Raw genomic sequence first — 15,179 nt, forward strand, 5'->3', positions numbered from 1 at the left:
CTCGTAGATCTTTCAATGGGATCATCCTGCCACGACTCAGGCCGGGTGCGGATGCGGGAGCGGGAGGTCGGCCGGAACCAGGAGTTGGAGGTCCTCGGTGGACGGGTCGGGCAGCTGCGCCACCCGCATCGCGTGCCGCTCCACCATGGTCTCGAAGACCTGCCGGGCGGTCCGCCCGTTGCCGAAGCTCGGGCCGCGGTCCAGGGTGGCGAAGTGCTTCAGCAGCGCTCCGGCCGTGGCCTCGGCCAGCTGGTACTGGTGCTCCACGCACTGGGTGCGGGTGATCTCCAGCAGCTCGGCATCGGTGTAGTCGGGGAACGCGATGGTGCGGGAGAACCGCGAGGACAGGCCCGGGTTGGCGGCGAGGAAGCGCTCCATCTCGGCGGTGTAGCCGGCCACGATCACCACCACCTCGTCGCGGTGGTCCTCCATCAGCTTCACCAGGGTGTCGATCGCCTCCCGGCCGAAATCCCGGGCGCCGTCCTCGGGCGCCAGCGTGTAGGCCTCGTCGATGAACAGCACCCCGCCCCTGGCCTGGTCGAACGCGGCCTGAGTGCGGATCGCGGTGGAGCCGATGTGCTCGCCGACCAGGTCCACCCGGGCCACCTCGATCAGGTGCCCGCGCTGCAGCACCCCGAGCGAGGCCAGGATCTCGCCGTACAGCCGGGCCACCGTGGTCTTGCCGGTGCCCGGGGAGCCGGTGAAGACCAGGTGCCGGCGCAGCGAGGGTGCCTTGAGCCCGGCCTGCATCCGGCGCCGTCCCACCGAGATCAGGTCGATCAGCGTGCGCACCTCCTGCTTCACGGTGGCCAGGCCGATCAGCGCGTCCAGTTCGGCCAGCGCCTCGTCGGCCGGGCGGCAGTCCGGGATCGGCGAGATCTGGGGCGGGGCGACCAGCGGCGGGGCGGCCGAGGTCAGCTGGGCGGCGCGCTGGGCCGGCAACTCGGCGGGCGGCGGCGGGGCCACGTCGTCCGAGGTGCAGCCCTCGGCGATCGGGCCCGGCTCGGAGAACTCGAAGCCGGCCCGGCGGTTCTGCTCGGCACGGCAGCGGGTGAGCACCGTCCGGCAGCCGTCGATCACATGGAAGCCGAAGCCCCGGCCCTGGATCGCCCGGCACTCCTCGAAGCTGCCCCGGCCCTGGGCCGAGACGTAGACCGCGGCCTCCGCGCTGCCGCGCACCACGCAGCCGCGCAGCACCGGATCGGCGCCCTTGGTGACGATCACCCCGGTGGCCACCTCGGCGATCTCGCAATCGGTGAGCCGGCCGCCGCTGCCGTGGTCGCGGAACCACAGCCCGGTCCCGGCCTCCTGCACCCGGCAGCGGGCCAGTTCCACCGTGGCGCCGGAGCTGACCGACACCGCCGAGCTGCGGATCCGGCTGAACGAGGTGTCGGTGACGGTGGCCCGGGAGTCCCGGTCCAGCACGAAGAGCGCGTCCGGCAGGTCGTGCAGCGCGCAGTCGGTCAGGGTCAGCTGGGCGCCGTCGCTGACCCAGATCGCCGGGTAGTCACCGGTGCTGTCCTCGATCTCGCAGCCGGTGGCCGCCACCCGGGTGCCCGGGTCCCAGATCGACAGCGCGCCGCGCCCGAACGCCCGCACGGCGCTGCGCTCCATGGTCAGCGCGGCCCGGCCGCGCAGGTCGGCGGCGTTCTCCGGCAGGTCGTGCAGCCGGCACTCGGTCAGCTCCAGCTCGGCCTCGGTGTCCAGGGTGAGCCCGTTGCCGGTGACCCGGTGGATCTCGCAGTCCGTCAGCCGGCCCACCGCCCGGGACTCCGCCTGCACGCCGCTGCCCCGGATCTCGAAGATCTCACAGCCCGTCAGCTCGGCCAGGCTGCCCGCGTCGCTGAGCAGCACGCCGGCCCCGGCCGCATGGTGCAGCCGGCAGCGGTGCAGCCGGGCGCCGGAGCCCTCCAGCACCGCGAGCCCGGCCTGCCCGGCGGCCGACACCTCGCACTCCTCGAACCGCGCCACCGCCTCGCCGCGCAGCCGCAGGCCCAGGCCCGAGGGGTTGGCGACGGTGCAGCCGGTGAGCAGCACCTCGGCCTGGTCGGTCACCTCGATGCCGACCGCGGCATGCCCGTCCACCCGGCAGCCGACCAGGCTGGCGGTGGCCTTCGGTCCGGCGATCAGCACCGCGGGGGCCGAGCTGTCGCAGCCCTCGATCACCAGGTCGCGCACGGTGGCGCCGGCGGTCACGGTGAGTGCGGTGCCGGACGGCGGGTCGATCCGCACGGTGCCGGGGCCGTCAGCCGTGACCACGTGCACCGGCTTGTCGAGCACCACGTTCTCGCGGAACACGCCCCGGCGCACGGTGACCGTGTCACCGGGCTCGGCGACGGCCAGCGCCTCGGTCAGCGTGGCATATTCCCCGGCGCGCCGCCGCCAGCGGGAGCCGCTGTCCTGCGTGACCCGGACCCGGTTCTCACTCATGACGCTCGGTCGTCCCGCCTTCCCGCTGCTCGACCTGTGCTTTCGTCCGGCCCACCGTAGCGTGCTCGGCTGAGTCGGCTATGCCGCCGGCAATCGCTCGCCGCGGGACAGCACGGTCACTTCGTCGCCCAGCCGGAGGGTGCCGAGTGCGTCGCCCGTCACCCCGTCGGGTCGCTCGGGGATCAGGTTGACGCCGAAGGCCGCCTTCTTGTCGAACCGGCGGCGCTTCTGCAGGGTGCGCAGCGGCTCGGCGCCGCGCCGCTCGCCGACCTCCTGGTCGGTGGTGGTGACCACGCAGCGGCCGCACAACTTGACGGCACGGAAGGTCAGTTCGCCGATCCTGAGGCGGCGCCAGTGGTCCTCCTCCCAGGGCTCGGTACCGTCGATCACCACATTGGGCCGGAACCGGGAGACCGGCAATGCCTCGCCGCCGCCGGCCACCAGCCAGTCGTTGAGGGCCGCCAGCGAGGCGGTGGTGACGGCCAGCAGCGGGTAGCCGTCGGCCATGCTCACGGTTTCGCCCGGCTCGCCGAACGCCGGGTCGATCGGCCGGGCCCGCGGGTCGGACAGGTGCAGCAGGCGCAGCTCGGGGTCGTCGAGCCGCTCCCGGAACCAGAGTTGGGCCTTCTCGTCGGCCTCGGCGGCGGCGAAGGCCCAGCCGAAGACCTCACCGCGGACCGATGGCGTGCGGGGCGCGGGCACGTGCAGGGTCGCGCCGTCGGGGTCGGTGATCAGCAGGCCGCCGTCCTCCGCCGGCTCGGGGCGGAAGCCGGCCAGCGCGGGCAGGTCCCGCTGGGTGACGGCGAGACCGGAGGGTCGGGCCAGCATCCAGCGCCGGTCGCCGCGCAGGCCCCACGGCTCGACCACCGCCTCCCGAGGGCTCAGCCGGTACAGCGACTTGACGGGGTATCGGTGGAGTCCGAGCAGTGCAGGCATGTCGACATCCTGCCAGGCTAGGCTCGCCGAGTCGTCGTCGGGTAACGCGCGTAGCGGACCCGGCAGGGTGCCCAGATGCGAGGACCGCCCGGCAGGCCCGTGGTGGCGTGCCGGGCGGTCCGTCGATGACCGTCCCCCTCGGTCGGCTGACCGTGTCGCTCGGTCAGTAGACCTGTCCCGGGTAGGGCTGCTGCTGCTGCGGGTAGGGCTGCTGCTGGCCGAACTGCATGGTCGGCTGCGGCGGTTGGGGCTGCTGCTGGCCGGGCTGCTGGAAGAACTGCTGCGGCGGCATCGGCCGCACCGGGGCCATCGGCGCCTGGCCGACGGGCGCGGCCGGGCGGAACTGGCCGGGCTGCTGGTCCCAGGGCTGCGGCGCGGCCGGCTGCGGATAGCCGGGCGGCATCGGCGTACCCGGCACCCGCGGGGCGGGCACGTAGCCCTGGCCGGGGTAGCCGGGCGCGGGCGGGGCGGGTTGGTAGCCGCCACCGGTGCCCGGGCCGAGCGCGAGGCGGGCCGGCGGCAGCGCCGGCAGCAGGCTGGTGGACTCCATCGCCGGGGCGTAGGCCTGGGCATAGGAGGGGGTCGCGGCCGGAGCCGGCGGCAGGGCGGCCGGCACGTTGATCGGCGCGATCTGCGGGACTCCGCGCTCTGCGACCAGACTGTCGTAGATGGGCGTGCCCGACGAGAAGGACGGAGGGTAGTAGCCGCTTCCGTCGTAGGAGCGGGGCGAGGTCATGGGGCATACCGTAAGCCCAGAATGCGCCCCTGAGGAGACTGGGAGGGGTGGTAGTTCGAGATGTTTACGCACTCTTCGCCAGTGCAAACTCCTCGAATGGCCGGAGATCGGACATATCGGCAGCGCTTTCCGGACATTCTATGAATTTCCTGGGAGTGTGCGCCCCGCGCTCCGGGGCGCACACCGGCGCGCGATCAGCCGCGCTGAGCGGTCTGAGCAGGCAAGCCCGGCAGCCCCGCCACCTCGGAGGTGCAGAACGAGCAGCGCACCGCCGCGGCCGGAATCCGGCTCAGGCACTGCGGGCAGTCGACCTTGGCCGGATCGGCGGCCCTGGGCTTCTCCAGCCTCGCCTGAAGCTTCGTCACCGGGACCACCACCACGAAGTAGATGACCGCCGCGACCAGCACGAAGCTGATCAGCGCGTTGAGGAAGGCGCCGTACGGGAAGGTGGTGCCGACCAGCGTGAAGGACTCCTTCGAGAAGTCGCCCACCGCGCCGGAGGCGACGCCGACCAGCGGGGTCAGGAACGCGGTGACGAACCCGGTGACCACGGCGGTGAAGGCCGCCCCGATGACGATACCGACCGCCAGGTCGACCACGTTTCCACGCAGCAGGAAGCTGCGGAACCCTTTCAGCACGGCTCTCTCCAGGGGTCTGTGCGGGCCGACGGCCGCCCGCTCTGCAGCGGCCATCCTGGCCACCTCCGAGACGCCCGGTCCACCCGATGTCACTCGTACCAGTGGTTCCTGAGTACCGAAGTTGACGGTCTGTCGGATGCTTTGGACACGCACGCGCCGGACCGGCCACCGGCGTCGCCGCTGTCCGGCGGTCGGGCGGATCGGCTGCCCCGTTCGGGGGAACCCCGGAATGTCGGCTGGAGCCGCTCGCGGGCGGTTTGACACGGTGCGCCCATGACACCTGTTGCTCGTGCCGCCGCCGTGCTGGTCACCGCGGTCATCGGTCTTGCCGGGGTTCCGACCCAGGCCACCGCCGACGGCACCTACGCCCCGCTGAACCACCCCCAACCCGTCACCCAGGCCAACACCCGTGAGGTCGTCGAGTTCTTCTGGTACGGCTGCAGCCACTCCCAGGCACTGGAGAAGCCGCTGGAGGACTGGGCCGCCAAGCAGCCCAAGGACGTCGTGCTGCGCCGGATTCCGGCGGTCTGGTCGAGCGCGCCGGACCAGGACGTGGAGCGTGCGCACGCCCGCCTCTACTACACACTCGAACGCCTCGGCCAGGTGGACCGGCTGCAGCTCTCGGTCTTCCAGGCGGTGCGGGACCAGGGCCTGGACCTGACCACCGAGGGCGCGGCCGCCCAGTGGGCCGAGCAGCACCAGGTGGACCGCGGTCAGTTCACCGCGGCCTACGAGTCGCCCCAGGTGGCCCAGGAGGTCGAGCAGGCGCCGCAGGAGATGGCCCGCTACGAGGTCAACGAGATCCCGGCCGCCATCGTGCAGGGCGCCAACCAGACCACCCCCAGCCGGACCGGCAGTGCCGAGCAGATGGTGACCGTCGTCGACCAGATGGTGTCCCAGCTGCCGGCGCAGTCCGACAAGCACCAGGTGCCGATGAAGTCGGGACTACCGCCTAAGTGATTTTTGATGGTTAGATTCGAGATGTCAGGACGACGCTCGAATCCAAGGGGGCGGCCACCATGGCCGAGTTGCGGATACCGCAGGTCCACCACCGTTTCGCCGAGGTCAACGGCTTGCGGATCTTCTACCGGGAGGCGGGGGAGCCGACGGCGCCCACCCTGTTGCTGCTGCACGGGTTCCCGGCTTCCTCGCACCAGTACGCCCGGTTGATCGACGCACTCGGCGCGGACTACCACCTGGTCGCCCCCGACTACCCGGGCTTCGGGCACAGCGACTGCCCGGACCCGGCCGAGTTCGACTACCGGTTCGACAGCCTGGCGGACGTGATCGAGGGCTTCTGCAAGGCCCTCGGCCTCGACCGGTTCGCCCTCTACGCCTTCGACTTCGGGGCACCGGTCGGCCTCCGGCTGGCCGTCCGGCACCCGGAGTGGATCACCGGTCTGGTGGTCCAGAACGGCAATGCCTACCTGGAGGGCCTGTCGCCCGCCGCGCAGGCCATGACCGCCAACCGCCCCGGCGTGCCCGGGGCGGAGCGGGCGGTCCGGCAGATCCTCACCGCGGAGGTCACCCGCGACCAGTACGAGGGCGGCACCGGCGACCCGTCGCTGGTCAGTCCCGACGGCTGGACCATGGACCAGCACTTCCTGGACCTGCCCGGCCGCAAGGAGATCCAGGTCGAACTGGCCCTGGACTACCACAGCAACCTGGCGCGCTATCCCGAGTGGCAGCAGTGGCTGCGCACCCACCGGCCGCCGGCGCTGATCATCTGGGGCGTTGGCGACCCGTTCTTCGTCGAGGCGGGGGCCCGCGCCTACCTGCGGGACCTGCCGGACGCCGAGCTGCACCTGCTGGACACCGGCCACTTCGCGCTCGAGGAGAAGCTGCCCGAGATCGCCCCGCTGGTGGCCGCCTTCCTGGACCGGCTGCCCCGCTGACGGACCGTCAGTAGGTGCGCCCCTTCCAGGCCGCGCCACGGCCGCGGTAGTGCTGCACCGCCGAGTCCACCGTCATCAGCAGGTAGAGCAGGGCGGTGAACGGCAGCAGCAGCGCGGCCGGGGCCGGGCGGTCGTAGTAGCGGGTCATCGGCAGATACGTCCCCGTCATCAGCAGCCAGGCGGCGGCGCCCGCGAGCAGCACCGGCAGCTGACCGGTGGCCAGGCCGACCGCGGTGGCGACCGGCGGGACCAGGTAGATCAGCGCCAGGCCGAGCACCGTCCCCAGCAGCAGGGGCGGCGAGTGGCGCAGCTGGGCGTAGGCGCTGCGGGAGATCATCCGCCACAGCGGCCCGAGCCCGACATAGGGCCGCACGCTGCGGACCGTCAGCTCCGGGTCGCGCTCGGCCAGCCCCAGCCAGGTGCGGCCGCCGGAGCGCTTGACCGCCCGGGCCAGCGACACGTCGTCGATCACCGCGCCGCGGATCACCGCCACCCCACCGGCCCGCTCCAGGGCGTCGCGGCGGACCAGCGAGCAGCCGCCGGCCGCCGCGGCGGTGCGGGAGCCGGGCCGGTTGCTCCAGCGGAACGGGTAGAGCTGGGCGAAGAAGTAGACGAACGCCGGCACGACCAGCCGCTCCCAGCCGGTCTCGGTGCGCAGCCGGGCCATCTGCGAGACCAGGTCCAGCCGCTGGGTCTCGGCGCCGGCCACCAGGGCCGCCAGCACGCCGGGGCCGTGGGCGATGTCCGCGTCGGTGAGGAAGAGCAGCTCCGCCTCGCCGGCCAGCTCCACCCCGTGCCGCACCGCCCACAGCTTGCCAGTCCAGCCGGACGGCAGCGGCGGGGGCGTGGTCACGGTCAGCGGCAGGCCGCCCGCCTCGGCCAGCCGGCGGGCCGTCTCGGCGGTGCCGTCGCTGCTGTGGTCGTCGACCAGGATCACCCGGGCCCGGCCGGGGTACTTCTGCGCCAGCAGGCCGGGCAGGCTGCGGGGCAGCACCTCGGCCTCGTCGCGGGCCGGGACCACCACGGCCACGTCGGGCCATCTGTCGGGGTCGATCCGGTGCGGCGGCAGGCGCTGGTCGGTGCGCCAGAAGAAGCCTTGGCCGACGGTCAGCCAGCACCAGCAGGCCGCGGACAACAGGGACACGATGATCCAGAACGGCGTCACTCCCGCAGTCTGCCGCAGCGGCGCGGCCCGGATGGGCCACATCGCCGGATCGGCTAGGGTCAATCACTGTGAAGATCGCACTGATGGACTCAGGAATCGGGTTGCTGCCCGCCACCGCGGCCATTCGTGAGCTGCGCCCGGACGCCGACCTGGTGATCTCCAACGACCCGGAGGGCATGCCCTGGGGCCCGCGCACCGTGGCGGACCTGACGGAGCACGCGCTGTTGTGCGCCCGCGCGGCGGCGGCGCTCGAACCCGATGCGCTGGTGGTGGCCTGCAACACCGCGTCGGTGCACGCATTGGACGCCCTGCGCGCCGAACTGGAGCCGCGGATTCCGGTGATCGGGACGGTGCCGGCCATCAAGCCGGCCGCCGCGTCCGGTGGCGCGGTCGCGATCTGGGCCACGCCGGCGACCACGGGCAGCCCCTACCAGCGCGGCCTGATCGCCGAGTTCGGCGGCACCGCGGACATCACCGAGGTGCCCTGCCCGGGCCTGGCGGACGCGGTCGAGGCAGCCGACGAGGCCGCCATGGACCGCGCGATCGCCGCCGCTGCCGCGCTCACCCCGGTCGGCACCACCACCCTGGTGCTCGGCTGCACCCACTACGAACTGGTCGCCGACCGGATCCGCGCCGCGCTGGCCGGCATCGCCGTGCCGGACCTGGTGATGCACGGCTCGGCCGCCGCGGTGGCTGCCCAGGCGCTGCGCCGCCTGTCGGCCGAGACGCTGGCCGACACCGGCGGCGGCACCCTGACGGTGCTGGCGAGCGGCCGCCCCGGCGCCCTGCCCGCCGCGGCCGCAGCCTACGCCGAGGGCCGGGCCCTGCTCGCCGTCCCGGTGCGCTGACGCCTACGCCGCGCGGCGAAGGGGGCTTGGCTCCGCGCTGAGCTGCGAGGCAGCTCCGGTGGCTGACCCGTGCGGTGGCCTCGGGGGCCGCTTCGGCGGGTTGGCCGTGCGCTGACCCTCAGGGACAGCTCCGGTGGCTGACGCGTGCGGTGGCCTCGGGGGCCGCTTCGGCGGGTTGGCCGTGCGGTGACCCTCAGGGACAGCTCCGCCGGCTGACCTGTGCGGTGGCCTCGGGGGCCGCTCTGGCGGGTTGGCTGTGCGCTGAGCTGCGAGGCAGCTCCGTCGGCTGACCCGTGCAGTGGCCTCGGGGGCCGCTTCGGCCGACTGGCCGTGGGCTGACCCCCGGAGGCCGTGCCGGCAGCTCACCGGTGCAAGGGCCTCCGGGCCCGCTCTGGCGGGTTGGCTGCTGCGCTGGCCCCGGAGACCGCGCCGCCGGGACGACCCGTGCACTGCCGTCGTAGGCCCGGGCCACCCGCTTGCCCGTGCGCGGACCTCACAGGCCGCGCCGGGGGCTTGGCGGGTGCGCTGAGCTCAGAGGCCGCGCCAGCGCCTGACGGCCGACTGCAGGCCTGACAGCACCGCCTCGAAGTGGTCCCGGGGGAAGCTGGTGTCCACCGACAGCCGGCTCACCCGCAGTGCCTCCCTGGGCAGTCGTCGGTTCAGCCGATGATCGGTCAGGAACGCCGCCCGATAGCCCAGCTCGGCCAGCACCCGGGCGGCCCGCGGCTCATGCCCGCCGCCCGGGTAGGCGAACGCGGTGGGCGCCGCGCCCAGCCAGGCGGTCAGCTCCCGGTGTGCGCTGCGCAGCTCGGTCGCCACCGTCTCGTCGTCGCACCGCCCCAGCTCCGGCGCGCCCAGGCTCTGGCTGCCGATCGCCACCCGCCCGGCCAGCAGCCGCCGCAGGTCCTGCGGGGTCAGGCGCTGGCGGCGCGGGGCCTGCGCGGTGGCGCTGACCTGCAGCTCGTGCATGCTGCGCCGGCGGTCCGGGTCGGGCAGCGCGGCCAACTGCTCCAACCGGCTGTACCGGGCGTCCGGCACCAGGGCCCGGGCCTGCCCGCGGTGGGCCAGCAGGAAGGCCGCCTCGTCACGCCAGGACGGCCGGTCGGTGCCGATCAGCTCGGTCACCACGAAGGCCACCGCCGGCAGCCCCCGAGCGGTCAGGGCGGGCATGGCGTGCTCCAGCACGGTCCGGTCGGCGTCGTCGAAGGTGATCAGCACGCTGCGCGGCGGCAGCGGCCGGCCGACCGCCACCGCCTGCTCCAGGGCCGGCAGCGAGATCGGCACCGCGACCTGGCAGAGCCGGTCCAGCTGGGCGCCGAAGGCCCGCTGGTCGGTGACCCGGCTGTAGGCGAGCACGGCCAGCCGGCGGGCGGCGTGCGCGCGGAACAGCGGATGGGCGGGGGAGTGGCGCAGCCAGTGCACCAGGCGGTCGGCGGCGGGCACGGCGGTGAGTGCGGGCGCGCGCAGTGGCATGAGTGCGCTGCCACGCGGCGCGGAGGACGTCAGGTCCGGCGTGGTGGTGTCCGATCGCGGCACGGTGCTCCCCAGGCGAGGCCGGGCTGACCCGGCGTGTGATCCCTCGACGCAGTGCTGACTCCTGCGCCGCGCGGATGGTTGTACGCGGTGGGGCGGACATTTTCGGCCTCCCTCGGCCCTCGGCCGGGGGAGCCCGGTGCACGGCCGAAGGAGGCTCAGACCTTGCGCTGTCTGTACATCTCTTCGGCGGCGTCGACCACCGCCGCCAGGTCGCCGCCGGCCGAGGCGGTGGCGACCGCCGCGACCGCGCCCTCCACGAACGGTGCGTTGGCGAACCGCACCGGGAACGGCAGCCCGTGCTCGTCCGCCCTGGCCAGCAGCGCCAGCACGGTGCGCACCGCGCCCGGCAGGTCGGCCAGCACCGCCACCCCGTGCCCCTGGTCCACCCGGCGGGCCGCGGCGGCGATCAGCAGCGCGCTGCTGCCCAGCCCGTCCCCCGGCTGGCCGCCGGTGGCCGCCACCGCTGACGGGTCGTCGGTCTGGGCCAGCGCCCGGGCCAGGTCGGCGGTCTCCTGCGCCAGCTCGCGGCTGTGCGAGACCAGCACCACGCCGACCCGGCCCAGCGCCGCCGAGCGGGTCGGGGCCTGGCTGGGCACCCGGGTGGCCGACGGTGCCTCCCCGATCGGGATGACGTCCGCTCCGGCCCCGCCTCGCGGGGAGATCTGCCCCATCGGCTGCTCCCAGTTCTGCCGCGTCCTGCCGTCCGGTTCCTGCCACGGCCACTCTCCCAAACCCGGCCCCGCCGAGCCCGCCGCCCGCGCCGGGGGGCGTGGAAACCGCACCCCGGCCCACGGGTTGGCCGATACGCTGGCGGTCCTGAAACACCGTCCGGGAGGAGCACCACCAGTGGCAACGGAAACGGGTAGCGGCGAGGCCGCAGCGGGCGCCGAGGCCGTCGCACCGTCCCCCAAGCCGAAGTTGGACACCACGGGGGCCGAGTGGCTCTCCGCCAGGCAGGAGGACGGTTCGCCGGGCGATGTGCAGATCGCCTTCGTGGACGGCTACATCGCGATGCGGGACGGCCGGTTCCCGGACGGGCCGGTGCTGGTCTTCACCCAGGCGGAGTGGGACGCGTTCGTGCTCGGCGCCCAGGACGGCGAGTTCGACCTGGACTGAGTCGGGTGGCCGCGGCCGGCTGACACCCCGTCGGCCGGTCCGCGCCGGCTCCCCGGCGCGGCCGGCTGACACCCCGTCGGCCGGTCCGCGCCGGCTCCCCGGTCCGCGCCGACTCCGAGGACGGCTGGAACCCGCGCCGACTCCGAGGACGGCTGGAATCCGGGCCGGCTCCGACGGCAGATGGCTCAGACAGGCAGACGCCGTGCCGACCGCCCCCACGCGGTCGTGCACGGCGTCTGCTGTGCTACCCGGCTCGCGACGCCGGGCGTCCTCCCGCGGTTCCCCGGGTCGACTGCGCGCGCAGTCGGCCGTCGCCGGGAGGTGGCGGCGGGGCAGAGCCCTGGCCGCCGGTGCTCGGGATCCGAACGCCCCCACGCGTCGGTGTCCCGGGCGTGGCCCGCAGGTGCGACAGAGTCGGGGAACCCACGAACCAGGCTTTGGGTGAAGGGTGCTTCAGGTGAATGGTGTGCTGAACTTGCAGCCGTCGCACGACGATGTGCCATAGCGGGGGGACGCGAGCGCACGCGAATGCGCCACAGCAGGCCACCCCCACATGGACAGGTCCACAGCAGCTGCCGTACATCGCGACCGTAGCCCGGACGGTTGCTCAGCGTCAACATTCGTCTCGGAGCGTGGAGCCGACGCGTCTGTGAACCGCCTTCGAACGTGGTTCGAACGAGCCAGCCCGGCCTGCCCGGTGCGGCGCGCGCCGAGCGGACACGTACCATGGCGGCATGTCTTTTCTCCGCCGACGTTCCGGCGCGCCCGCGGGCCCGGACTTCGACGTGCTCGCCATGGACCCGGGTGACTGGCCGGGGCTCTTCGGCGCCGCGATGATGTCCGGCCCGGACGGCTCGTGCCAGGGGATCTTCCTGCGCTACGACCTGTTCGGCGGCCGGGGCCCCGCGATGTTCATCGGCAACCTGCCGGAGGGCTCGCCGGCCCGGGACACCCCCGACGGCGTGCCGTTCGAGGTCAGACAGCTGCTCGCGGCGCTGGAGATCGAGGAGCCGGTGGACTTCGTGTCGGCCGAGGACTTCCCGGTGATGCTCCGGGACGACCTGCTGATCGTGAAGAAGATCAAGGTCTCCGAGGGGCGGGTGTTCTGCGCCCAGTTCGACCGCAGCGACCAGGTGCAGGTCACCATCGCCTCCTGGGACCGGCCGATCGCGGACGATCTGTACCAGCTGCTCAAGCCGCTGCCGGCCGATCTCTTCCAGCAGGGCTGACGGCAGGGCCGAATCGGGGCCGGGAGGCTGTTGCGCGCCTTTCGGCCATTCCGCACGCCCCCGTCACGCGTACGCCCCCCATCGCGCGACGCGCCCCCGAGTCGGCCGTCGCGCCCCAGTCGGCCCCCGGAGGCAGTGAGCCATGACCAGCACCCCGACCGACACCCAGCCGCCCGCCGCGGCCGCGCTGCGCGGGCTGCCCCGGGTGGTGGACCTGCTGGCGGCCCGGGCCGAGGAGCACGACCGGGATGCCACCTTTCCGTACCAGGGCGTCGAAGCGGTGCACGAGATAGGCCTGCTGACCCTGACGGTCGGCCGGCAGTACGGCGGCCCCGGCGCCGGCCTGGCCGAGGTCGTCGAGGTGCTGGCCGAACTCGGCCGCGGCGACGCCTCGGTGGCCCTGCTCGCCGCCAACACCTTGCTGCACCACGCCGAGCAGGCCCGCACCGGCGGCTGGCCGAATCCCGTCTATCGACGCCTGCTGGCCGAATCGCGCCGCGGCCCGGCACTGGTCGCCGCGGTGGACGCCACCGCCGATCCGCTGATCGCCCGACCCGGCCCATGGGGTTCCCGCGGGCCGAGGGCCCAGGGCGGGTCCTCCGAGTCGGAGGCCCAGGGCGGCTGGCGGCTCAGCGGCCGGCTGACCGGCTGCCCGGGCGTCGAGGCGCTGGCCTGGCTGGCGGTCCGGATCCGCACCGCCGAGCCCGAGCCGCGCACCGGCACCTTCCTGATCCGCGCCGAGAGCCCCGGGCTCGAGGTCGACCCGGTCGGCGACCAGCTCGGGCTGCGCGCCGCCACCTGCCACGAACTGCGGTTCACCGAGGTGGCGGTGCCCGCCGAACTGGTGACCGGACTGCGCCTGGATGACATCGGCTCCGCGACCACCACCGCCTGGCGGGACCTGGCGCTGGCCGCCGTGCAGATCGGCGTGGGCCGGGCCGCGCGCGACTGGCTGGTGGGATTCCTGAGCCGGCGCACGCCCGGCGGTACCGGCGAGCCGCTGGGTGCGCTACCGCACTACCAGGCCGCGCTGGGCGAACTGGAGAGCGCGCTGATCGGCGCGGAGGAGCTGGTGACGGGGCTGGCCGGCCGGATCGACGCCGGCGACGAGACCGCGGTGGCCCGGACCGGCCCGGCCCACCTGCTGGTCTGCCGCGCGGTGGTCGACGCCGTCCGGGCGGCCGTGGAGCTCACCGGCAGCGCCGGCCTGAGCCGCCGTCAGCCGCTCGAACGCCAGCTGCGCGACGCGCTCAGCGGCCAGGTGCACGGCCGCCCCCCGCAGGCCGTGCTGGAGACCGCCGGGCGCGCCGCGCTGGACCGCGGGTAGCCGTGCCCCATGGGGCCGGGCGGCTCAGCGAGTCCCCACCGCGGCCCGGACCGCGCGCCGCGCCAGCGCCGCGTCGTCGTACAGCCGACGGATCATCAGCCGCTGCTCCTCGCCGGCGCCCGGCACGTCGTAGATCCGCAGCTCGCGCATCAGCACCAGCACCAGGTTGACCAGGAACGCGTCCCGGGCCAGGGTGCCGCCCACCTGCGCCAGCTGGCTGATCTGCCGGCGTGCTGCCGTGTCCGCCGAGAGCACGCTCCACAGCACCGCCAGGTCGTAGCCCGGCAGGTACCAGCCGGCCTGCTCCCAGTCGAGCAGCACCGGGCCGGACGGCGCCAGCATGATGTTGCTCAGCAGCGCGTCGCCGTGGCAGAGCTGCCAGCCGGTGTGCGACAGGCCGTGCAGCAGCTGGCGCAGATCGCCGGCGTCCCGGTCGGTCAGCTGCCCGACCGAGTGGTAGCGGCTGATCTCGAACTGGTAGTCCAGCGGCGCCTGGAAGACGTCGGTCGGCGGGCGCCAGAGGTTGAGCGCGCGCACCGCGCCCAGCATGGCCCGCACCTCGCCCGGGGTCGGCGCGTCGGCCGGGTGCCGTTCGAGTGCGGCGATCCGGCCCGGGATCCGCTCGATCACCAGCACGCAGCGGTCGTGGTCGGCGGCCACCAGGCGGGGCATCCGCACCGGCGGGCGGTGTCGCACGAAGGAGCGGTAGACGGCGACCTCGCGGCGGAACCGCTCCACCAGGAGCGCCCGGTTGTCGCCCTGCACGGCTTGCGGGGAGAGGCACTTGGCGACCACGGGGGTGCGCCCGATCAGCCCGGTGATCAGGATGTGCGCCGCATCCTCGCGCAGCACCTGACGCGCCGAGAACGCGGGACATATCCGCGTGATGTGGGCCAGCGCGGCCCGCACCGACGGCGCCGCCAGTGCGGCGTTGTCGACCCGGCCCCACCCCTCGGAGACGGGGACCGACTGGGGCGCGCGGGGGCGCAGCAGGCGCTCACCGGCGCGCGGGATGAACCCCGGTGCCTCGATGCGCCCCACCGGGCGGGCTGGGGGGAGCGCGGGCTTCAGCCCGGGCCGGCGGACCGTCCCGGCGGCCGGTGGCCGTGGCGCGGTTCCGATCCGGGACGCGGTGGGGGAAGTCGCTGAGGAGTACATGAGGGGGCGGATTTCCCTTCCTTGCCGATGGCATATGACGGCCAAGGCGGGGGCCCTGGCAAGGTCGACTGGCGGCGTACGCCGGGGCCACAGGGGAGTGCGCCGGCGCACCAAGGAGTGCGGATCCGAGCGGTCGCCACCCGCGCTGGGTGGGGTGGGCGGGCG

Annotated in this window: 14 protein-coding genes; 6 read left to right on the forward strand and 8 right to left on the reverse strand. The window is 74.1% G+C overall.

Features of this window, described 5'->3' with window-relative positions:
• Positions 1-36: 36 nt before the first annotated feature.
• From P3T35_RS29365 to mscL, 4 genes are all read right to left on the reverse strand, one after another.
• Positions 37-2,430: a right-handed parallel beta-helix repeat-containing protein gene (locus P3T35_RS29365; RefSeq protein ID WP_101379138.1), complete on the reverse strand. Its 2,394-nt coding sequence runs from the start codon at positions 2,428-2,430 to the stop codon at positions 37-39.
• Between the two features lie 78 nt (positions 2,431-2,508).
• Complete coding sequence (locus P3T35_RS29370; RefSeq protein ID WP_101379137.1) at positions 2,509-3,366, reverse strand: MOSC N-terminal beta barrel domain-containing protein; 858 nt, start codon at positions 3,364-3,366, stop codon at positions 2,509-2,511.
• A 163-nt stretch (positions 3,367-3,529) separates the two neighbouring features.
• Positions 3,530-4,102, reverse strand: coding sequence for a DUF6643 family protein (locus P3T35_RS29375; protein WP_101379136.1), 573 nt, complete (start codon positions 4,100-4,102; stop codon positions 3,530-3,532).
• Between the two features lie 194 nt (positions 4,103-4,296).
• On the reverse strand, positions 4,297-4,794 hold the full coding sequence (mscL, locus tag P3T35_RS29380) for a large conductance mechanosensitive channel protein MscL (protein WP_180356335.1): 498 nt from the start codon (positions 4,792-4,794) through the stop codon (positions 4,297-4,299).
• Positions 4,795-5,013: 219 nt separating this feature from the next.
• Between mscL and P3T35_RS29385 the strand changes: the two genes are divergently transcribed.
• Positions 5,014-5,700 carry a thiol:disulfide interchange protein DsbA/DsbL gene (locus tag P3T35_RS29385; RefSeq protein WP_101379134.1) on the forward strand — a complete coding sequence of 229 codons (687 nt, stop codon included), beginning with the start codon at positions 5,014-5,016 and terminating at the stop codon, positions 5,698-5,700.
• Between the two features lie 59 nt (positions 5,701-5,759).
• Positions 5,760-6,635, forward strand: a complete 876-nt coding sequence (locus tag P3T35_RS29390; protein ID WP_101379133.1) for an alpha/beta hydrolase — start codon at positions 5,760-5,762, stop codon at positions 6,633-6,635.
• Positions 6,636-6,642: 7 nt separating this feature from the next.
• On the opposite strand, the gene P3T35_RS29395 is transcribed toward P3T35_RS29390, so the two are convergent.
• Positions 6,643-7,800, reverse strand: a complete 1,158-nt coding sequence (locus P3T35_RS29395) for a glycosyltransferase (RefSeq protein WP_280708428.1) — start codon at positions 7,798-7,800, stop codon at positions 6,643-6,645.
• Positions 7,801-7,868: 68 nt separating this feature from the next.
• Between P3T35_RS29395 and P3T35_RS29400 the strand changes: the two genes are divergently transcribed.
• Positions 7,869-8,648: an aspartate/glutamate racemase family protein gene (locus P3T35_RS29400; RefSeq protein WP_101379131.1), complete on the forward strand. Its 780-nt coding sequence runs from the start codon at positions 7,869-7,871 to the stop codon at positions 8,646-8,648.
• A 531-nt stretch (positions 8,649-9,179) separates the two neighbouring features.
• Here P3T35_RS29400 and P3T35_RS29405 read toward each other — a convergent pair.
• Both P3T35_RS29405 and P3T35_RS29410 read right to left on the reverse strand, forming a co-directional pair.
• Positions 9,180-10,184, reverse strand: coding sequence for a polysaccharide deacetylase family protein (locus P3T35_RS29405; RefSeq protein ID WP_280708431.1), 1,005 nt, complete (start codon positions 10,182-10,184; stop codon positions 9,180-9,182).
• A 155-nt stretch (positions 10,185-10,339) separates the two neighbouring features.
• A complete protein-coding gene (locus tag P3T35_RS29410; RefSeq protein ID WP_101379130.1) occupies positions 10,340-10,855 on the reverse strand; it encodes a PTS fructose transporter subunit IIA in 516 nt (171 codons plus the stop codon).
• A 247-nt stretch (positions 10,856-11,102) separates the two neighbouring features.
• Between P3T35_RS29410 and P3T35_RS29415 the strand changes: the two genes are divergently transcribed.
• The 3 genes from P3T35_RS29415 to P3T35_RS29425 all read left to right on the forward strand — a co-directional run bounded on the left by P3T35_RS29415 (position 11,103) and on the right by P3T35_RS29425 (position 13,856).
• Positions 11,103-11,300, forward strand: coding sequence for a DUF397 domain-containing protein (locus tag P3T35_RS29415; RefSeq protein ID WP_228718766.1), 198 nt, complete (start codon positions 11,103-11,105; stop codon positions 11,298-11,300).
• 734 nt (positions 11,301-12,034) lie between these two features.
• Complete coding sequence (locus tag P3T35_RS29420) at positions 12,035-12,529, forward strand: hypothetical protein (RefSeq protein ID WP_101379128.1); 495 nt, start codon at positions 12,035-12,037, stop codon at positions 12,527-12,529.
• A 142-nt stretch (positions 12,530-12,671) separates the two neighbouring features.
• Positions 12,672-13,856 carry an acyl-CoA dehydrogenase family protein gene (locus P3T35_RS29425; protein ID WP_101379127.1) on the forward strand — a complete coding sequence of 395 codons (1,185 nt, stop codon included), beginning with the start codon at positions 12,672-12,674 and terminating at the stop codon, positions 13,854-13,856.
• 24 nt (positions 13,857-13,880) lie between these two features.
• Here P3T35_RS29425 and P3T35_RS29430 read toward each other — a convergent pair whose 3' ends face one another.
• Entirely contained in the window at positions 13,881-14,870 is a 990-nt protein-coding gene (locus tag P3T35_RS29430) for an aminoglycoside phosphotransferase family protein (protein ID WP_228718767.1), read from the reverse strand.
• Positions 14,871-15,179: the final 309 nt, after the last annotated feature.

Origin of the sequence: Kitasatospora sp. GP30 (assembly GCF_029892145.1) — a bacterium.
Taxonomy (GTDB): Bacteria; Actinomycetota; Actinomycetes; order Streptomycetales; family Streptomycetaceae; genus Kitasatospora; species Kitasatospora acidiphila.